Raw genomic sequence first — 20,980 nt, forward strand, 5'->3', positions numbered from 1 at the left:
ACTAAAAATAGTTATTTTTAAACATTTAATTTTTATTATCCTTTAAACTATTTTTAATTCAATTTAACTAATTAATATGAGTTATTTATTAATTATAACTATTTTAAACATTTATTTTTTATAAAAATTATGTATTAATGACTTACAAATATTTTAATTTATTTTAATTAGATATCTATTTTTACAAAAAATAATTATTGCACAGCCAAATTTTTTCATGATTAAATGTTAAATAATCAAACATTAAACTTTAACAGTTGTTTTTGATCCAACTCGTTCTAATTCTTCTTCCCATATATCGGGATTCTTTTTAATATAATCTTCAAGAAGTTCTTTTGCTTCATCCATTTTTAAATCAATGATTTCTACACCATTGGTTTTAAGTAGATTTTCTCCACCTTGAAGAGTAATATTTTCCCCAATAACAACTCGAGGAATGTTGTATAATATTACAGCTCCAGAACACATTGGGCATGGGGAAAGAGTGGTGTATAATGTAAGTTTTTTATAATCAGATCCTTCTAACCTACCCGCATTTTCTATTGCATCCATTTCACCATGTAAAATAGCTGAATTATTTTGAATAAGCTTATTATGACCTCTAGCTATTATTTCATCATCATCAACAATAACAGACCCAATTGGAATTCCTCCTTCAGATAGAGACTTTTTTGCTTCTTTAATAGCTTCTTTCATAAAATAATAATCATCCATAACTAAACACCAACAACAATCATAAGTACTCATCAATAATTAAAAGATCTAAATCATAATATTTAGTAATATATTATGAATCATATAATAAATATTTAGCTATTTATCAGAAATATGAAAAATTATAATACTATAAAATTATTCTTTAAAAGTGAATAATAATATAGAAATATTGCTAATTTAACAATAATTCAAGAAATAAAAAGAATTTTATATAATATCAACCAAATATTCATATAGCTATTTTTAAAATTTAAAAAGGAATTCATATGGAGTATCAAGATATTAAAAAGGTTTTAAAGGAATATTTCGGGTATGATACATTCCGAAGGGGGCAAAAAGATTTAATTAATTCTATTTTATCCAATGAAGATACTTTAGGAATAATGCCAACTGGTTCAGGAAAATCCATATGTTATCAACTACCTGCACTTATTTTTGAAGGAATAACTATTGTAATATCTCCTCTTATCTCTTTAATGAAAGATCAGGTAAATTTAATCCATGAAAATGGAATTGAAGCTACTTATATAAACAGTACATTAAATAGAGAAGAATATAACCACAGAATAAATAACATATACAATGGGAAATACAAATTAATCTATGTTGCACCAGAACGACTATATTCTGAAGGCTTTTTTGATGCAATATCATCAAAGAAGATAAATATGATAGCTATTGATGAAGCACACTGTGTTTCACAATGGGGGCATGATTTTAGACCTGCATATCTTGATATTAAAGAATTTATAAGTAAAATTAAAGTTAGACCTGTTGTCTCTGCATTTACAGCTACTGCTACTAAAAATGTTGAAAAAGATATTATTACACAACTTGGACTCAAAAATCCAAGTACGGTTAAAACAGGCTATGATAGAGAGAACTTATATTTTGAAGTTCGTAAATCTAAGCAAAAATTTGATGAATTACTTGAAATATTAGAGTCAGAAGAATCAAATAGTGGAATTATATATTGTAATGCCCGTAAAACTGTAGAACAAGTTTGTAAAAAGTTAATCCAATTAGGATACTCCGCTACTCGTTATCATGCTGGTTTAAGTAATAAAGAACGTCATAAAAACCAGGAAAACTTCTTCACAGACCATAAAACAATAATGGTAGCAACAAATGCTTTTGGAATGGGTATAGATAAATCTAATGTGAATTTTGTTATTCATTACAATATGCCAAAGAATATAGAGAATTATTATCAAGAAGCTGGAAGAGCTGGAAGAGATGGATCACCTGGAAAATGTATTTTACTTTATTCAGCACAAGACATGATTATTAACAAATTCCTTATAGAAAAAACAATTGAAAATGAAGAATCAAATAATCCAAAGTTGAAAAGCAAATTAATTAACAAAGAATACACTTTACTTAAAAAAATGCAAGAATACTGTATTACAACTGAATGCTACAGAAAATACATACTAAACTACTTTGGAGAAACTGCAAAAGATCAGTGCAACAACTGTTACAACTGTAAAGGAGAATTTGAACAAATAGACATCACCTATGACTCAAAACAGATCATATCATTTATCCATTCTATCCAAAGAAAAAACAGAAGTTTTGGAAAAACTATGATTATAAATGTGTTAAGAGGAAGCAGTTCAAAGAAAATCAAAGAATTATCTCTTGACAGTACAAAAGAATATGGAATATTAAGTGATAAATCAAAAGAAGAAGTAGGATCAGTGATTGATTTTTTGATTGATAAAAAATATCTGAAAATATTTGGAAATAGGTATCCTGTAATAAAATTAGGACCAAAACAAGCAAGTTTAATGAATACTGAAAAAACACTTCAGATGAAAATAGGAATTAAAGAGATAAGTAATATTAAAGAAGTAGAAAACAAGCCTACAATAAAAAGTAATAGAATCATTGGAACAAATGAACATATTTGGAATGATACTCCCTATGAGGATAATAAAAATAATAAAAATAATAATAATAATAATAGAAATAATAATAGTAATACAATTAGTAATAAAAGTAGTAATAATAAAAAGAATAGTACTATTTCATCTATTAAAAACATCGATTATAAGAGTAGTAGGAATAATTCCAAAGTAAAAAGACAAACAAATAAAACAAAGAATAAAAATAAATTGAACTTTAATAAAAGCTTTCAAAATCAAGAATTATTTAAAAAACTAAAAGAATTAAGATTAATACTTGCAAGATCTGAAAAAATCCCCCCATACATAATATTCCATGATGCTACATTAAGAGAAATGTGTGAAAAGTTACCAACAAGTGAAAATGAATTTTTAAGTGTTTCAGGAGTAGGTAAAGTTAAAATGGAAAAGTATGGAAATAAATTTATGAATATAATTAAAGAAAACAAACCAAAATCATCAATTAATAATTTAAATAAAACTGAAAAGATTAATACTAAAAATAGTGCTAAAAATAGTAATACCAAAAGTAATAATAATACTGAAAATAATATTAATAAAATTAATACTAAAATTAGTATTAAAAATAATAGTAAAAGTAATACTAAAAGTAATACTAAAAATAATACTAAAAATAGAACCAAAAAATCGCAAAAAACAAATAAAACTACTAAAACTACTAAAACTACTAAAAATGATAAAAATGATAATAAAAATATAAATCAAGAGTTATTTAAAAAACTAAAAGAACTTAGATTAGATTATGCACGTTCTGAAGGAGTTCCAGCATTTATGATATTTCCTAATGCAAGTTTAACACAAATGTGTATTGATGTTCCAAAAAATGAAAGTGAATTTTTAAACATAAGTGGTGTAGGTAAAGTTAAAATGAAAAAATATGGAAAAGCGTTTATTGAATTAATCAATGAATAGACTGTAATTGACAGTGCTATTGCTAAATAGTAATTAATAGCTATTTAAACGATTTCAATTTGAGATAGTTGTAAAAATTTATTAGATGGAATTTAAGTTCCAGTATTAAAATTATCAAAATTACTATTATTATTAAAATTACTATTATTATTAAAATTATTATTAACTATATATTAAACTCTATTTTTAATATCACATCATTTAAATGTATTTTTAATCTTATAAATCAATCGAGCGAATCTTCTTAAGATATAGCTCTTGATTTTTCTTAATATTGATATTTTAGTAATACCTCTAACTTTTTCTTCAATATCTTCATATCTAGACATCTTTTTAATTCTATAAAATAATTTTCTAAATTTGAGCATTAGGTATATCTTAATATTATCTTTAATTCTTTGCCCCAATAGTGTTTCAAGTTCTTGATTTTCTCTTTCTAAATCCAAAACTTTGTTTTTTAAGTTTAAATTTTGTTTTTTCACTTTTTTAAGAGTTAAAGATGGAACTGAAAATGTATCATAATATTTATATATTTTTCTATCAAGAACACCCTTAATTAAAGGTAATGCTTCATTTAACCCAATTCTTGAGCTATGACCATTTTCATCATGATATATTAATATTTCAACATCATTATCGATATTTGGAAGTTGTCCTAAACCTTTAATAAAAGGAATACATTGTTCAGTTAAATCATTTTCAGAATAAGCATTAACATAATATATAATGGGAGGAACATATTTTTCTTTTTTAAAGAATCTTATCATGTCAAAACGTTCTCCATATTCTTTCAACACAGTTTCCTCATTTATTCCTTTAAAACAATAATTAATTACATGTAAGTAATGAGATATATTTTTAAAATATTTTACCCTGCTTTGAAAATTACCTGCTAATGCTGTAGATTTTTTTATGAAAGTTGCAAGTTGTACTGCTGAAACTCCTCCTGCTGAAGTACCATAGAATAAAGTGTTTTCTGGCTGTATTTTTCTATTATTCATGATATTTTTAATTATTTCAGATATTTTTTCAATATACCATGTATCAGAAGTTCCAATATACCAAGCAGTTCGTATATCTTTATTAATATAAAAACTAGGATCACTATAGTAAATCACAGATTCTTCAAATCTATTTTGCCATGACTGCCTAGTAAATATAGGAGGTTCAATATTATACCGTTTCGATCCGACACTTGATCCTAAACACAATAGTTTGTCATTTTTACTTGAAAAACGTAGCAAAAAGTCATATTTAACCTTTTTTTCAATGATTTCCAATCCAAAAAACTCATCTTCAGGAAAATCAAATGTAGCTATTTCCTCAACATTTAGTTTAATTATGTTTTTAACCAATCGGTCCATGAACAAACCTCATACAAAAATAATTAGTGAGCAGCAATATTTTATATTTTAATTATAATCACATTAGATTAAAGTTTAATATATAATTAATGTTTAATATTATTTTTTATATTTAAAGTATGATAAAAATAGTAACTGTGTTTGTAAAAATACTATGGGAGGTAATTATAAACTAAGAATAATACTAATGTTATTCATGAAATAATAGAAAAACAGATAAAAATAATAAAAAATAGGGCAAAAACAGGATAAAAATAATAAAAAATAGGGCAAAAACAGGATAAAAATAATAAAAAATATGGCAAAAACAGGATAAAAATAATAAAAAATAGGGCAAAAACAGGATAAAAATAATAAAAAATAGAATGAAAAGATTTAATTATCTTCAAATCTTCTTCTATCGACCAATTCCTGGCGTTTACCAGCATTCCAACCGCCAGATGCAGATTTTGCTCTTCCTACTTGTTGGACATAACCAGTTATTCTATCATACCATTCAACATCATCAACTTCACCACAAGTTGGACATTTATTGTTTAGTCCTTTCATCAGTGTCTTACAATTAATACAGAAGCTTAAAGCTGAACTATAAGCCCAGAAACCAATGTCAGACTTTTGAGCTATTTTTTTAGTTAAACTCATTAGTGCATTTGGATCTGAGTAGGATTCTCCCATAAATGCATGGAATATATGACCTCCAGCAGTTATTGGGTGATATTGTTCCTCAATTTTTATTTTATCAGCTAATGAAACATCAGCATTTACTGGAACATGTGATGAATTAGTGTAGTAGTTTGCATCATTTCCTTGAAGGATAGATTTAGTAGGGAATTTCTCTTTATCAAGAGTTGCAAACCTGTAAGCAGTGGATTCGGCAGGAGTTTGGAGAACAGACCATCTAAGACCAGTTTCTTTTTTAAGTTCATTTGCTCTATTATTCATATGTTGAACAACTTTAACACCAAATCTGTTTGAATCTTTATCTTCAATTCCAGTTCCAAATAGAGATTGTAACATTTCATTAATACCAACAAAACCAAAGGACATTGTTGAATTTTCTATTCTATAATAAATATCCTCTTCAACATCTTGTTTAAGGAATGGTAAAAGGTTGTAATCATTTAAACATTTTAAACCTTGTTCTCTTCTTAAATTCAATGCTTCAACTGCAAGATCCATATAAGAATCTAATAGTTCAAAGACTTCAAGCTCATCACGAGACTGATAAGCTATTCTTGGGAAATTCATAGTTACATAAGCAAGATTTCCTGTTCTAAGACAATCTGTGTCCCAGTCACCAGTCCAATTATCTTGAAGACAAGTTCGGCACCCCATATAATTAGCCATATTACCCCTATAATCTGGAAGCATGTTATCAAAGTATGATGTTCCAAATTTAGCAGATAATTCATGAACCCTTAAGAGATCTTCTTCAAATTCACTTTTAAAATTCTCTTTACGTAAACTGTATATAGTATTTGGGAAAAGATGAGGTTTTCCTTCAGAATCTCCTTCAATTAAGGTTTCTGTAAATGCTCTTTGAAGTAACCTTGTTTCATCTTCAAAATCACCATAAGTTCCAACCATTTCGCCTTTTGGACCATAAGCAGTGACATCCTGAAGGAATTTAGGAACTCCAAATTCTAAACCCATACTTGTAAATGGTACTTGAGACCCTCTTGCTGCATAAGCCATATTTAAGTTGTAAACAAGCATTTGAACAGCTTGTTTAACATCAGTATATGAAAGTCCTCTTGCAAATGGTGCAACAAAAACATTCCAAAGAGACATACCTTGCCCACCAGACATGTTCTGTTGAGCTGCAAGCATTATTTCACCAGTATGATTCATAAGGGTTTCTATATGATTTGGTGGTCCTGCAACAGATGTATGGTCACCAGTACCATCTACCTTAAGACCATATTGAATAAAAGTCCTTATATCATGCTGCATACAGTTTAATGGTCTTCCTGCGAAAAATTCAAGATCATGAATATGTATATCTCCAGACATGTGTGCATCTGCTAACTCAGATGGTAACATGTGAAGTAGTGCATATTGTTTTAATGCTTCATCAGCAACATATTTATGGACACTTTCAGGATTATGAATCATATTCGCGTTATCACGAGATCCATTCTCAATTAAGGAAGTAATATTGTAAACAGGAATACCTAAACGAGTATATTTACTTCTTAAGTCTTCATGACCACCTTCAAGAAGTTTAGTGTTTACAATTTCCCTAATCATTGGTGCAGTTAAGTATTCAACAGTCAATTTCTTAAGTTCTTTCCAAACATCACTAGCTATTTCAAAAGCTCTTTCCTGAGACGCCCCAGTCTCCTGAATTAATGTGTTTGCAATTTTAGCTAAATCAAAAGGTTCTATCTTGTCCCTTGATGTCCTAACCTTAAGTGCTGTGTTTGCTAAATATTTATTAGCTACATCTTCATCAATTTCAGCTAATAAGTTATAAACAACTTTTTTTATTTCTTTAGTGGAGATACCATCATAAATAGAGAAAACCGCATCAGAAACTATTTTATTGGATTCAAAAAGTGGAGCTTCAACCATAATTAATGATTTAAGAAGTTTTTCATAGCTGAATTTCTCCATGAGCCCATTATTCTTCTTAACACAGACCCTCATATTATTTGATAAATTACTTGATATTTCAGTTCCATTTTTCACATTTAACACCTATTAGTAACAATTAAATTAATTTAATGGAAAAATATAAAAGTAATATTCAATTAATTTAAAATCTAATAAATTAAGACTTGTTTTACTAATTTAAAACTATTATTAATTTAAAATCTAATATCAGTCTATTTAAACACCTTAAATTCTATTTAAATACTTTAAATAATTAGATTTAATCTTTAAATCTCTTAAATATTCTAATTTTATATCTCTTTTAATAGTACACCTATTATAATTTAGAATGTTTAACTATATATATTTTTTAATTTGACATACATATAATAATTTATTTATTATCTATTTTATTATTTGTAGTATTTAGATGTAATCCATTAATTACAATCCATTTATAACCCCATTATTACTATATAAATATCTCACCTATCTCAAATTTAACACCTATGAATATGATGAAGCATATCATAATCATTGTTTAAAATAAAAACATGGGCATGTTTAAACAATGGCATGTTGAATAGGTATTTATTAAATAAGTTTAATAATTTAGTAAATAAGTTTAATTTTAAACATTTTTTCTTATAATGTTAATACTTTGAGTGGTTAATTAATGTATTGTTAGAAGTACTTTATAAAATTTACTAAATAAAAAAAATGACCAATTCAAAAATTTATTAAATAGAATATTAAGTCATAAAAATAAAAATAACTGTTTACGAGGTCGTATATACCAAAATAAATGATTAAAATTAAAATTAATTTATATTAATCAGTACCTTTATTTAATTTCAGGATATCAATAATATCGCAAGATTTGCAAATATCTCCAGAACAAGGCTCACCACATTTTTGACACTGATTTAAATTAGCTGTTGAAGCTTTTATATCTAAAAACATCTTTTTAAAGGATTCCATAATAGCTATTTTTGTTCCAGGGTTATTTGAATCTAAATCATTTAAAAAAGTCTTTATTTTTGATCTAAGTGATAAATTAGAATAAGGACATTCATTAAGATGAATATCCATATTATTTAAAATAGCCCAAGTTCCAACATCCTTTTCTTTAGTATTCCACAATGGTTTAATACGAGGAACAAGTTTTGGATGTATTTTATCTAACTTTGGTCCAAACTTTGAGAATTTGAAAATATCTGCTCTTGAAAAACTCATAAGAAAAGACTGTATTTCATCATCAAGATTATGACCAGTAGCTATTTTATCAGCACCAACTTCTCGGGCAGTCTTATTAAGAATAGTCCGCCTGAAAACACCACAAGGAATACATGCACTTTTAAAATTCATGTAAATATCATCTAAATCCAAATCATATTCCTCATTAAATGATTTTTCAATTAAAGGAATATCCAAATCCCTTGCATTAGAAACTGCTGATTCCAAACCATGATTTCTATAATGAGCAATACCTTCATTGACAGAAATAGCTATTAAATCAAAACTAGGCATATCAGGACTATTTTGAAGCCAATATAAAGCGTGAAGTGTTAATACACTATCTTTTCCACCAGATAAAGCAATAGCTATTAAATCTCCCTTTTCAATTAAGTCATAATCTTTAACAACAGATTTAATATTTGAAAATATCTTTTTGTTAAATTCTTTTTTTTCAATAATACTCACAAAATCACATTAAACTAATCTTGATACTCAATTTAATACTTTATAATTATTAATAAATAGTTAGAAAATAAATTATAAGATAATATAATTTATAAATACAAATTATATTTAGTATAGTTTATATTTATAATATTAATTATATTATTTATAATATTATTAATTATAATATTAATTATAATATTAATTATTAATTTAAGTTAATTTACATATAAATTAATTGTAATTAAATATAAAAGTAATTAAAATTCTAACAATAGCTTAGAATATCCTTTATCACCCCATAATATCAGAAATTATAGGAATAGGATTTCTTGATAGCTATCCTATATAATTAACTTTGAATAAATATTTGGAGTTATAATAAATATAATGCTTGGAATTATTGTTTATGGTTACTTCTACCTATTTATTTCAAGATATTATGGATTAATATAAAGAAATAGAAGAACAATAGATTACTCCCATAAAGAATACAAATATTATAATATTAAATTAAATATTAAAATAAAAAGATATAAAGAGATATAAAAAGACAAAGGAGGAATATCTATGAGTTTGAGCTCGATTTTAGATGATGGATTTAAATATCCCTTTCAAAATAAGAGAATATTTATAGTAATTGGAATTTTAGCATTATTATACCCACTATTAACTATTATTGTAACTATAACAGGTAATTCACTAAGTGTTGAAATAATAGCTATTCTCATTATTGTTGGAATAATAACCTATTTAATCCTAATGGGTTATGGCATATCTATTATCAAAAGTACCATTAATAATGATTCTAAATTGCCGACGATTGAATTAAAAGAGAATATACTAAATGGGATTAAATATTTAAGCATTATTCTCACATATTTCATAATTCCAATTATTATAATGGTGATTCTAATATCAAATCTAAATTTTATTCAAGATTACAATTCCATTATGGGATATTATACACAGTACGGTTTAGAATATGGTGCTCACACACCTAATGCACTACTTATAAACTTTTTAACCAAATTTCTAGAAATTATAGTTGTTGGGATAATTTTATTGGTAATATTCTTAATCCCATTATTGATTGGATTCTGTAGGTTATCTAAAGATAACTCTGTAAAGTCAGCATTGCAAATAACCGAGATAATAAAAGATATTAAAGAAATTGGATGGGGAAGATATATTGGATATTTAATAGCTATAGGAATAATTGTAGGAATTATTATGTTTTTTGTAAATATTATAATTGGTTATATGAGTCTTATGGGAATACTTGGACTAATTATAAGCACAATATTAAATTCTTTCATTATTGTTACTTTCTTCGGTTTATTTATATCAAGAGTCTTAGGTTTAGTGTACAATCTAAAAGATGAAGAAATAGATCCTTACATAAATTATAAACCACCTGAAAATAGCTATTAAACAAACTTTTAAAAAAAGTTTGATCAAAAGCTATTTCAAAAAATAAGCAATTCAAAGATGAAAAATATATTTATCCTCTATGATTTATTAAGTAATATTAAGTAATAATAAAGTAATAATAAAATAATAAGAATAATATAAAATAATAAGAGTAATATAAAATAACCAATGATTATTAACTAAATTTATCAGATGCTTCTTTTAATACATTTATTATTTTATTTAAATTATCTTTAGTCACAGATGGATGAATTGGAAGAGATATAACAGTGTTAGCAGCACGTTCTGATTCTAACAATCTATCTGTGTAACCTAAGTTCTGATACAGTTCTTGTTTATAAATTGGAATAGGATAATGAATTCCTGTGCCTACTCCATTATCATTTAGGAATCTAATCCAATCATCCCTATTTCCTTTTTCTACTTTTATTGTGTATTGATGATAAACATGTTTAGAGTCATCCTGTAATTTTGGAGTGACTATTCCATCAATATCTTTTAAATTATTGTTCAAAAATTCTGCATTAGCTATTCTCTTGTTGTTGAATGTATCAAGCTTGTTTAATTGAGCTATTCCAATAGCTGCAGAAATATCAGTCATTCGGAAGTTGTATCCAAGTATATAATGCTCATATCGTTTAGATTCTCCATGTGCTCTTATAGATTGTGCAATATCAGCTAATTCTTTATTATTTGTGGTTATAATTCCGCCTTCACTAGTTGTCATGTTTTTTGTTGGATAAAAACTAAAACAGGCAATATCCCCTAAATTTCCAACTTTTTTTTCTTTATACAATGCACCATGTGCTTGAGCTGCATCTTCAACAACTTTTAAATTATGATCTTTAGCTATTTCCATTATTGGATCCATATCTACAGATTGACCATATAATTGAACTGGCATGATAGCCTTTGTATTATCTGTAATTGCGTCTTCTATTTTTTCTGGATCAATATTAAATGTTTTAGGATCAATATCAACAAATACAGGTCTTGCTCCTGTAAATAATATACTATTTCCAGTTGCTGCAAATGAAAAAGGAGTTGTTATAATTTCATCACCACTGGTAACTCCAATAGCTAAAAGAGCAGTATGCAATGCTGTTGTTCCTGAACTTGTAGCTATAGCATATTTTGTACCAATATACTTTGCAAATTCTTCTTCAAACTCTTTTACTTTTGGTCCTTGAGCTATAAAACCAGATTTTAAAACATCCACTACTTCTTTAATCTCTTCATCCCCAATAAGAGGATTTGCAATAGGAATTTCAATTGACATGACGACACCTGAAAGATAAGTTAAAATACCAACTATTTATCTAAAAATAACATGATTAATATAGATAATTAAAATGATTTATACCATGAGTTCTATTTTAAACATTATAATATAAGTTAATATTGTAATATAACTTAAATTAATTAGTATAAATTAAATAATAACTTAAATTAATTATTTAGTAAAAAAATATACTAATAATCATAATAATAACAAAATGGTATAAATTAATAAGATTTAATACAATATTTAAGTTATTACAAAATTAATTAATTATGAATAATAATTAAATTGTTAAATATTAATTATATTCTTATATATAGGTATACTTAAATTTATATAATTTTATACATAATCAAGCAAGTAAATTAATTTAAATTGCTTATTTAAAAAATTCTTATTGATGATTAATCCAGATAAAAAAAGAGGATGTAAGTATTATGGATGACATAGAGGGTGAAAAAATAGAAAATATGAAAATAATTGATGAAGGATTAATAAAAATTAAAATACCTGAATTTGATAAAATTTCATCTGAAGCACCTGTTTTTTATAATCCTAATATGGAATTTAACAGAGACATATCAATACTTGCACTTCAAACATTTCAGAAAGAATTAAATAGGAAAATAGCTATTTGCGATCTTTTTGGAGGAAGTGGAATAAGAGGAATTCGTTATAAAAAAGAAATAACTGATACAGACGAAGTTCATGTTAATGATATAAGCCCCCTAGCTATTTCTTTTGCAAAAAAAAATGCTGAGTACAATGATGTAGAACTTACATTTCATCAAAATGAAGCAAATATATTACTTAGGCAAAGTAGAGGAGTTTATGATATTATAGATATTGATCCGTTTGGAACACCTTCCTACTTCATAGATTCAGTAGCTTACTCAATAAAAAAGAACTCTCTCCTATGTGTTACAGCAACAGACACATCAGCACTTTGTGGAACATACAAAGAGCCTTGTGTTAGAAAATACAATGCAATGCCTTATAAAAGTGAATATTGTCATGAAACAGGAATAAGGATTTTAATTGGTTTTATAGCCTTAACTTTTGCTAAATACAAAAAATATATTATTCCTCAGCTATCCCACAGCAGTATGCATTATATGAGATTATATCTTAAAATTAAAAAAGGATCTGCATCTTCTGATGAATCCCTAAAAAATAATATTGGTCATATCATACACTGCAGAAAATGCTCTTACAGAAAATCAATTACAGGAATTACAACAAGTATTCCCAGAATTTGCCCAGAATGTGGTGAAAAATTGAAAATTACAGGACCTTTGTGGGTAGGACTAATCCAAAATAAAGAATTCATAGAAAAGATGATGAATGATAATTCTAAAATACTAAGCACTAAAAATGAAATTGATAAACTTCTTGAAACCTGTTACAAAGAAAGTGAAGCACCTGTAACATTCTATGATGTTCATGAATTATGTAGAATTATGAAAATAAGTGCTCCAAAGTTAGATAAAATACTAAACACTTTAATAAAAGAAGGATACCTTGCAATAAAAACCCACTTCAACCCACTGGGAATAAAAACAGATTGTGATGTTCAAACCTTAAAAAAAATTATTAAAAGATTAGTAAATTAAAGGATTAATAAATTAAAAGATAGTAAAATAGAAATAATACTCTGCAAATTAATATTAATGCTATTAATGTAGATAATTTTAATTAGATAATTCAAATAAATAAAATATTTAATAAGGCTAAAATAAAAAATTATGAATAAATATCTAAAAAAATTAATGAAAAATGAATTATTTATAGTAAAACATCTAAAATTAGTAGAATACATAATAAATTAATAATAAAAATAACAGTAATAATAAAAATAACAGTAATAATAAAAATAACAGTAATAATAAAAAATAACAGTAATAATAAAAAATAACAGTAATAATAAAAAATAACAGTAATAATAAAAAATAACAGTAATAATAAAAAATAACAGTAATAATAAAAAATAACAGTAATAATAAAAATTAATTAATAAATTAGACCAAATAGGTGAACAAATGAGATTAGATTTTTACTTAGAAACAATTAAAGAAAACCTCCTTTATCCTTTTAATAATATTTTTAAAGTAGTTATTATTGGAGTCCTCTGTTTTATAGGGAGCATTATTGGAATTATGCTTCAAGCATTAGGTATTGCAACAAATAATGTGTCAGTGTTACTTTTAACCATAATAATTGCAATGATAGTACTTTTTGTGATTTATATATTTAGTGGGGGATATTTAGCTAAAATAACCAGAACTACAATTGAAACTAATGATGAAACATATGATTTACCTAAATTTGATGTTAAACAAGATATTATAGAAGGATTAAAGCTGATTGTAATAGCTATTGCATATTATATAATACCCGTTATAATAATACTGACTATTGCTTATGTAACCAATCTACTTATTCCATTAGTAAGTGTATTGATTTACTTAAGTTCCTTTGCTATTTTAAATATTACGACTGTACCCATGTTAACTGAGCTATTTGTATTATCAATAATTATATTTTTAATATTCACAGCATTCTTTACTGTTGCAGTAGGTAGATTCTCAGAAACCAGAGAATTAATTTCAGCTCTTGAATTTAAAGAGATTATAGGCATATTAAAGGATGTTGAAATAAAAGATTTCTTAGTTAATTTTATTTTAATGATTGTTGCAATTGTTATACTATGGTTAATTGGTGTAGGAATAACCTTCATTACAGGAGGGATTGGGGTTGGATTTGTAGCTACTATACTTAATGTAGTTTTAATTATACCTTATATTTATGTGTTTATTTTCAAATCAATTGGTTCAATATATCTTGAATCGATATATTAAACGAATAAAGGAATTATAAATTATATATAATTGAAAAAAACAATTGCTAAAAAATACACAATATTACAAAAAATGTAGTAAATTATGTGAAAAAAACTATACAATACAAGTTCCCTTAAACTTTTCTTATTTTTTGAATTTTGTAAAAATTTAAAAAAATGTGATTAAGAATAAATTAAACGATTTTTTTAGTGACTATAAAATATTGAATGTGATTTACTAATTATTTAAATTATATCTTAGATAACTAACAATATTTCTAAATTAAAATATCAAATGTTCATATTGAGACATGTATAAAAAATAATAGTAACGAACAATATATATGCAACTTAGAACATTACAGGATTATACTAATAAGTGTAAATAGATGTCTAATTTAATAATAAATATGAAAATTTATTAATAAAATTATACTTATTATTTAAATATACGAAATATAAACGAAAACATTATATATTTATAAAAACATAAAATATGTATAAAATATTAAAAATATAAATTATACAAATTTTAAACATTTTATATAATTTAAAGATTAAAATCCTAAATTAGTTGTATAATCTTGATTAGTTATGAAGTATGATTATTTTGATATTTTTAAGAAATAAAACACATAGAATATTGGAATAAGTTACAATATTCTTAAGTGAAATAGTAAATAGCTAAATATAATAATTAAATAGGCATTGAAAGGTCTAAACTAAAAAGATGATAAAATGAAGTCTGATAACATAGAAGAAATCGTTAAACTTGATGGAACAGATAAAAAAATACTCAAGATAATTAATAAAGATGCTAGAACTCCTTACAGGCAAATATCAAGAGATTTGGATATTTCTGTAGGAACAGTTCACAACCGTATTGATAAATTAGTTAAAACTGAAGTAATTAAAAAATTCACGTCAATAATGAACCATGAGAAGCTTGGGTACAACCTTACAACAATAATTGGAGTTAAACTAAAAAATGGGCAGTTAGATAGTTGGGAAAACTCTAAATATAGTCCAAATATTATTGGGATATATGAAGTAACTGGAGAGTATGATGCTTTATTAATAACTAAATTTAGAGATACTCATGAGTTAGATGCATTTATTAAAGATCTATTAAAAGAACCAGGAATCTACAAAACATGTACCCAAATGGTACTAAATATTATAAAAGAAGACTTAGGCTCTGCAGAAATGCTGTAACTTAAGTCAAATTACTAACTATTATTAATATTCTTTTTATACTTCATTATTTCATACATTCATTATTTTAATATTCCCAACGTTATATTTAAAGTAAATATTTAGCTTTAAATAATATTCAATGCATTCTTATTTTATATTTTACACTAAAAATTAATATTTAATCTGTATTTTAAATAACTACTTTTGACTTAATACTTAATATCAAAATTATAATAATAAAATAGCTAATTTTCTATAACTATTAATATTTCATTAACTTTAAAAATATAAATGAAAATAATGATACTAAATAAAGATTACTCCATTCTAAACAAATTAATTCAAACTTATTTTTAAAGATTTCGCAACTTAAAAACAAACTATTATAATGAACCTTTAGAAAACATTAACACAATATCAAATTTTATAAAACATAGTTAGAAATATAGATTAAATAAATTTTTAAAATTAATTAAATATTAAAATTATAAAATTAAATATTAAAATTAAAAATAAATTAAATAAATTTTTAAGATCAATTAAATATTAAAATTATAAAATTAGTTTATTAAAATAAATTAAAATTAGTTAATATTTAAAAAACAATGAATCTTTAATTATATTTAATAATAAATGGGGTTTAAATATGGTAGTTTGCTTTCCAGATACTCAAAATAATAGACCAAGAGTTCCTGTACACTTAACTCGTGTAGGTGTTGAAGGAATTAAAAAGCTTATAAAGCTTGAAAGAGATAATAAAAGACCTATAATTTTACTTCCTACATTCAATGCATATGTGGATCTTCCAAGTACCCAACGAGGCATACACATGTCTAGAAACCCAGAAGCTATTAGCGAAGTAGTTGAAGAAGTCGTAAATAACAAATCAATTGAAATAGAATCATTATGTGCAGATATTGTAAGTAGTTTAATGTCAAAACACAAGTATGCTAAGATGGCAGAAGTCAACATGATCAGTGATTTCATGTTTATTAAAAAATCACCAATTACTCGAAACAAGACACAGGAAATGACTAAACTAATAGCTAATGCAATAGGTTACAGAGAAAATAATGAGATTAAAATAAGGAAAAGCATAGGAGCCGAAGTCGTAGGAATGACAGTTTGCCCATGCGCCCAAGAATCTGTAAAAGAAGCAGATAAAGCTAAATTAGCAGAATTTTTAGATGAAGATACTTTAAATAAAGTAATAGATACTGTCACATTCGCTTCACATAATCAAAGAGGCATAGGAACAATAATTATTGAAGTACCTCAAAATCAGACAGTTAGGGGCGAAGACATAATTAAAATAATTGAAAGTTCAATGAGTTCTTCTGTCTGCGAGCTATTAAAAAGACCAGACGAGAATGCAGTGGTTATGAATGCTCATAAAAGACCATATTTTGTCGAAGACATCGTTAGAAACATGGTTGAAAAAATTATCCAAGAATACTCCCACTTACCAGACGACACATTAGTAACTGTCCGTCAGGTCAACGAAGAAAGTATTCACAGACACAATGCATATGCTGAGAAAATATCCACAATGGCAGAACTTAAAAAAGAAATTAAAACATCTGAGGAATAATAAATGATTTCATTAATATTATTCATCTAATGTTAAAATACAATGAAATATAGTGAAATATAGTGAAATATAGTTAACTATAGTTAACTATAGCTATTTCAGTACTATTTTATTAATTATATATTGTTCATTATTATTTATTGATTAAAGTGATTATATGGTTAAATTGCACAAAATTGCAGGACAAATAGTTAAATTCCTAGATGCCTTTGAAGGATCAAGAGCAGCTTTAGATGCACAATTAATACTTATCATAAGAGCAAGATCTTCAAAAAACATAAAAATAGATGAATTAGAAGAAAAATTAGAAAAATTAATAGAGCATATGGAAGGACATGAAATTCCTGAAATCTCAGATGATGCTGGAAAACTTATTAATAGAATGGACGAACAAATAAGATCAAGCATGCAAATTAATGGAGAAACAGACATTGGTGGAGTTTCTAGAATGAAAAAATCATTTGAAGCTCTTAATGTTGCAGTAGAATACAAATTCTTTGAAATTCCTACTGCTGGAATCTTTGTTGCAATATGGAAAGATAAAGCTGATGTTGGACCAGTATATATTGAATTTGTAGTATCAGATAATGAAACATGAATAATCTTTTAAAATTAATAAAAGCATTCCTTATGTTTAAAATGCTTAAATTTTGGAATAACTTTTGTTCAAACTTTTTTCAAAAGTTTGTTTCAAATTAATAAAAGCATTCCTTATGTTTAAAATGCTTAAATTTTGGAATAACTTTTGTTCAAACTTTTTTCAAAAGTTTGTTTCAAATTAATAAAAGCATTCCTTATGTTTAGAATACTTATTTCTTGAATAACTTTTGATCAAACTTAATTTATTAAGTTAGAAAATCTTTGATTTTCTTAAACTTTTATTTCCAATGAAATTAGAGAATCTTTGATTTTTCGTTTTCAAAATTTTGTTTCAAAGATTTAAGAAATAAAATTCAAAATTATTGATTAAAATTCCAATTAGTGATCCTATGAATCAAACATATATCTTCGAAAAGACAAATAAAAGAGGATTAAATGAAGATGATGTAGTTAATCTCCTAAATTCAAAAAGAGAAGAAGTTAATCAGCTAATGGAAATAGCTAACCATAAAAGAGAATCAAATATTATTACATATTCTAAAAATATGTTTATTCCAGTTACTGAAATATGTAGAAATGCTTGTGGATATTGTATTTTTAAAAAATCGCCTGCAAATCCTGATGCAATTATATTAAAAGACAAAAAAGATATAATAGTTAAATTAAAAGAATCTGAAAAGTATGGTTGTAAAGAAGCATTACTTACATTTGGAGAAGAAGCTGATAGTGATAAAGTAGTTCAAAAAGAGCTAAAAAAGAAAGGTTATGTTTCTATAGTTGAATATGTTTATGACATTTGTGAAAACATATTAAATGAGACTGAACTTCTTCCCCACACAAATGGAGGAGTTTTTGAATATGAAGATTTAAAAGCACTTCATGAGGTTAATGTATCTATGGGAATGATGATTGAAAATTCATCTGAAAGGTTAATGCATACAATAGCTCACGAAAACAGCCCTGGAAAAGACCCTGGGCTTAGGTTAGAAGCAATCGCTAATGCTGGAAAACTTAAAATTCCTTATACTACTGGAATATTAATTGGAATTGGTGAAACTAAAGAAGAAATAGCTAAATCCCTTATGGATATTCAAAAACTTCAAAATAAATATGGACATATTCAAGAATTAATTGTTCAAAATTTCAGAAGCAAAAAAGGCACCCCTATGGAAAATTACCCTGAACCATCACTTTTAGATATGATAAGAACAGTATCCGTATCTAAATTATTATTCAATGATTTAAGCATCCAAGTACCACCAAATTTAAACTATGAAACAAATCAAGTGTTTTTACTTTGTGGTGGAGACGATTGGGGAGGCATATCTCCATTAACAAAAGATTATGTAAATCCTGAAGCAAGTTGGCCCCAAATAAAGCAACTTAAACTATTAACAAATGAATGTGGTTATGAGTTTAAAGAAAGATTAGCTATTTATGATAAATACATTAATTCTAATTATTTAAATGATAATTTACTTAATAAAACTTTAAAAATGAGGAATAAACTTAGATAAATAAAGCATATACAGTTATACTGTTTAAATTAATGAATTTTGGCATCTACTACAATATGTGAAACTCCAGGAGAATAGTTTTTTATTTTTTTAATGTTTAGTATTTCAACTTCCCTCAATCTTGCTTCTTTTTTTATCCTTTCATAAGGTCTAGTGTTAATTAATTTATCTGGAACTGTTTCATGATAATGCAATACTCCACCAGGTTTTAAATTATGGATTGCAGTGGATAAAAAATGGTGTGTTGTTTTGACATATCCCATTAATACCCTATCTGCAAGTACTGGGACATTCACAGTGTTAGAGTCGCCTAAAATAGTTTCAATTTTTTCGTTAGCTATTTTATTTAATTTAATGTTTTCTTTTAAAAAATAATAGGAATTAGGATTTAATTCTATTGAAAATACTTTTTTAGGGTTATTATGTACAAGTATTGGAATAGAAAAGTATCCAATTCCTGCAAACATATCAATAATCACCTCACCATCCTGAACAAGCTTAGCTATTCTAAATCGCTCTGTTGTGTTTCCTTTAGACCACATTATTTTAGATAAATCTAATTTAAATAGACATCCATTTTCTTTATGTATTGTTTCGGTTTCATTCCCTCTTAAAACCTCAATATCAGGTTCTCTTAATTTCCCGTGAATATTGTTAACTTTAACAATGGTATCGACATTGTGAATAGTTAATAACTCATCAAGATTACTTGGATGTTTATCTAAAACCAATATTTTCCCTATTTTCTTCCATTTCATAATATCAACAATAAGTTTATAGACTAATTAAAAACATAAATATGAAAAAATATATAAATGATAAAGTTTATATGAGTAATTGTATTATATTTATCAATATAAAATAAATTATTTATTCTTAAAATTTTTCAAAGTTTTTTATTAATTAAAAGAATTAGATTATTATATGTTTCCTATTTTAATACAGAATTCAATTTAATAATATTTTATTTAGTCATCCATTGGACAATTGTAGAAATAAAAGAATAATTAAATGTGAATTTGGAATAAAACAGTATTAATGTAGTTTAATCTTTTTTAAAATCATTTTTATAACATTATGATATTAGTTTTTAGAATATTAAAAAATGTTTCATGTTTAAAAACTTAAGATATAATTAGAAATTATGACAAAAATACATGGAAAATATTATATACAAAACAAAATATATTGATATTACTACTTTGTTAAAATTAGATAGACATTAGTTGCATAATTAATAGATTATTATGATATTAGTTAAATGATTACTAGATTATTATAATAATTAATTATAAAATTAATAAATATTGTAATATTAATT

At 25.3% G+C, this 20,980-nt stretch carries 14 protein-coding genes; 8 read left to right on the forward strand and 6 right to left on the reverse strand.

The annotated features are described in order from the left end of the window. Positions 1-243: 243 nt before the first annotated feature. On the reverse strand, positions 244-714 hold the full coding sequence (locus tag MBFIL_RS05080) for a nucleoside deaminase (RefSeq protein ID WP_084266307.1): 471 nt from the start codon (positions 712-714) through the stop codon (positions 244-246). Positions 715-983: 269 nt separating this feature from the next. On the opposite strand from MBFIL_RS05080, the gene MBFIL_RS05085 reads away from it, so the two are divergent. Beyond that, entirely contained in the window at positions 984-3,557 is a 2,574-nt protein-coding gene (locus MBFIL_RS05085) for a RecQ family ATP-dependent DNA helicase (RefSeq protein WP_066972062.1), read from the forward strand. A 197-nt stretch (positions 3,558-3,754) separates the two neighbouring features. Here the strand turns inward: MBFIL_RS05085 and MBFIL_RS05090 are convergent, their stop codons facing one another. The 3 genes from MBFIL_RS05090 to MBFIL_RS05100 form a co-directional block, all read right to left on the reverse strand. Further along, a complete protein-coding gene (locus MBFIL_RS05090) occupies positions 3,755-4,921 on the reverse strand; it encodes a hypothetical protein (protein WP_066972064.1) in 1,167 nt (388 codons plus the stop codon). Between the two features lie 375 nt (positions 4,922-5,296). After that, complete coding sequence (nrdD, locus tag MBFIL_RS05095) at positions 5,297-7,570, reverse strand: anaerobic ribonucleoside-triphosphate reductase (RefSeq protein WP_066972086.1); 2,274 nt, start codon at positions 7,568-7,570, stop codon at positions 5,297-5,299. A 777-nt stretch (positions 7,571-8,347) separates the two neighbouring features. Beyond that, the gene (locus tag MBFIL_RS05100) at positions 8,348-9,220 is read right to left on the reverse strand and encodes a TIGR00269 family protein (RefSeq protein ID WP_066972066.1); all 873 of its coding nucleotides are present in this window, start codon (positions 9,218-9,220) and stop codon (positions 8,348-8,350) included. Between the two features lie 549 nt (positions 9,221-9,769). Between MBFIL_RS05100 and MBFIL_RS05105 the strand changes: the two genes are divergently transcribed. Further along, positions 9,770-10,633 carry a DUF4013 domain-containing protein gene (locus tag MBFIL_RS05105; protein WP_066972068.1) on the forward strand — a complete coding sequence of 288 codons (864 nt, stop codon included), beginning with the start codon at positions 9,770-9,772 and terminating at the stop codon, positions 10,631-10,633. 175 nt (positions 10,634-10,808) lie between these two features. Here MBFIL_RS05105 and MBFIL_RS05110 read toward each other — a convergent pair whose 3' ends face one another. After that, positions 10,809-11,912, reverse strand: a complete 1,104-nt coding sequence (locus tag MBFIL_RS05110; protein WP_066972070.1) for a DegT/DnrJ/EryC1/StrS family aminotransferase — start codon at positions 11,910-11,912, stop codon at positions 10,809-10,811. A gap of 440 nt (positions 11,913-12,352) precedes the next feature. Between MBFIL_RS05110 and MBFIL_RS05115 the strand changes: the two genes are divergently transcribed. From MBFIL_RS05115 to cofG, 6 genes are all read left to right on the forward strand, one after another. After that, positions 12,353-13,528, forward strand: coding sequence for a tRNA (guanine(10)-N(2))-dimethyltransferase (locus MBFIL_RS05115; RefSeq protein WP_066972072.1), 1,176 nt, complete (start codon positions 12,353-12,355; stop codon positions 13,526-13,528). A 426-nt stretch (positions 13,529-13,954) separates the two neighbouring features. Continuing rightward, positions 13,955-14,773: a DUF4013 domain-containing protein gene (locus MBFIL_RS05120; protein WP_066972074.1), complete on the forward strand. Its 819-nt coding sequence runs from the start codon at positions 13,955-13,957 to the stop codon at positions 14,771-14,773. Positions 14,774-15,492: 719 nt separating this feature from the next. Next, the gene (locus MBFIL_RS05125; RefSeq protein ID WP_066972076.1) at positions 15,493-15,969 is read left to right on the forward strand and encodes an Lrp/AsnC family transcriptional regulator; all 477 of its coding nucleotides are present in this window, start codon (positions 15,493-15,495) and stop codon (positions 15,967-15,969) included. A 628-nt stretch (positions 15,970-16,597) separates the two neighbouring features. Next, positions 16,598-17,542: a GTP cyclohydrolase MptA gene (gene mptA, locus MBFIL_RS05130; RefSeq protein ID WP_066972078.1), complete on the forward strand. Its 945-nt coding sequence runs from the start codon at positions 16,598-16,600 to the stop codon at positions 17,540-17,542. A 157-nt stretch (positions 17,543-17,699) separates the two neighbouring features. Then, positions 17,700-18,140: a DUF2120 family protein gene (locus tag MBFIL_RS05135; protein WP_066972080.1), complete on the forward strand. Its 441-nt coding sequence runs from the start codon at positions 17,700-17,702 to the stop codon at positions 18,138-18,140. Positions 18,141-18,531: 391 nt separating this feature from the next. Further along, positions 18,532-19,659 carry a 7,8-didemethyl-8-hydroxy-5-deazariboflavin synthase subunit CofG gene (gene cofG, locus MBFIL_RS05140; protein ID WP_066972083.1) on the forward strand — a complete coding sequence of 376 codons (1,128 nt, stop codon included), beginning with the start codon at positions 18,532-18,534 and terminating at the stop codon, positions 19,657-19,659. Between the two features lie 29 nt (positions 19,660-19,688). Here the strand turns inward: cofG and MBFIL_RS05145 are convergent, their stop codons facing one another. Continuing rightward, complete coding sequence (locus MBFIL_RS05145; protein WP_066972084.1) at positions 19,689-20,417, reverse strand: class I SAM-dependent methyltransferase; 729 nt, start codon at positions 20,415-20,417, stop codon at positions 19,689-19,691. Positions 20,418-20,980 lie beyond the last annotated feature (563 nt).

Origin of the sequence: Methanobrevibacter filiformis, from assembly GCF_001639265.1 — an archaeon.
Lineage (GTDB): Archaea > Methanobacteriota > Methanobacteria > Methanobacteriales > Methanobacteriaceae > Methanacia > Methanacia filiformis.

What these genes read in the sequence shown, in the direction of transcription:
- MBFIL_RS05105 (WP_066972068.1), top strand. Translation starts at nt 9,770, where the DNA reads ATGAGTTTGAGCTCGATTTTAGATGATGGATTTAAATATCCCTTTCAA.
- MBFIL_RS05125 (WP_066972076.1), top strand. Translation starts at nt 15,493, where the DNA reads ATGAAGTCTGATAACATAGAAGAAATCGTTAAACTTGATGGAACAGAT.
- MBFIL_RS05115 (WP_066972072.1), top strand. Translation starts at nt 12,353, where the DNA reads ATGGATGACATAGAGGGTGAAAAAATAGAAAATATGAAAATAATTGAT.
- cofG (WP_066972083.1), top strand. Translation starts at nt 18,532, where the DNA reads ATGAATCAAACATATATCTTCGAAAAGACAAATAAAAGAGGATTAAAT.
- MBFIL_RS05080 (WP_084266307.1), bottom strand. Translation starts at nt 714, where the DNA reads ATGGATGATTATTATTTTATGAAAGAAGCTATTAAAGAAGCAAAAAAG.
- MBFIL_RS05090 (WP_066972064.1), bottom strand. Translation starts at nt 4,921, where the DNA reads ATGGACCGATTGGTTAAAAACATAATTAAACTAAATGTTGAGGAAATA.
- MBFIL_RS05120 (WP_066972074.1), top strand. Translation starts at nt 13,955, where the DNA reads ATGAGATTAGATTTTTACTTAGAAACAATTAAAGAAAACCTCCTTTAT.
- MBFIL_RS05135 (WP_066972080.1), top strand. Translation starts at nt 17,700, where the DNA reads ATGGTTAAATTGCACAAAATTGCAGGACAAATAGTTAAATTCCTAGAT.
- nrdD (WP_066972086.1), bottom strand. Translation starts at nt 7,570, where the DNA reads ATGAGGGTCTGTGTTAAGAAGAATAATGGGCTCATGGAGAAATTCAGC.
- MBFIL_RS05145 (WP_066972084.1), bottom strand. Translation starts at nt 20,417, where the DNA reads ATGAAATGGAAGAAAATAGGGAAAATATTGGTTTTAGATAAACATCCA.
- MBFIL_RS05085 (WP_066972062.1), top strand. Translation starts at nt 984, where the DNA reads ATGGAGTATCAAGATATTAAAAAGGTTTTAAAGGAATATTTCGGGTAT.
- mptA (WP_066972078.1), top strand. Translation starts at nt 16,598, where the DNA reads ATGGTAGTTTGCTTTCCAGATACTCAAAATAATAGACCAAGAGTTCCT.
- MBFIL_RS05110 (WP_066972070.1), bottom strand. Translation starts at nt 11,912, where the DNA reads ATGTCAATTGAAATTCCTATTGCAAATCCTCTTATTGGGGATGAAGAG.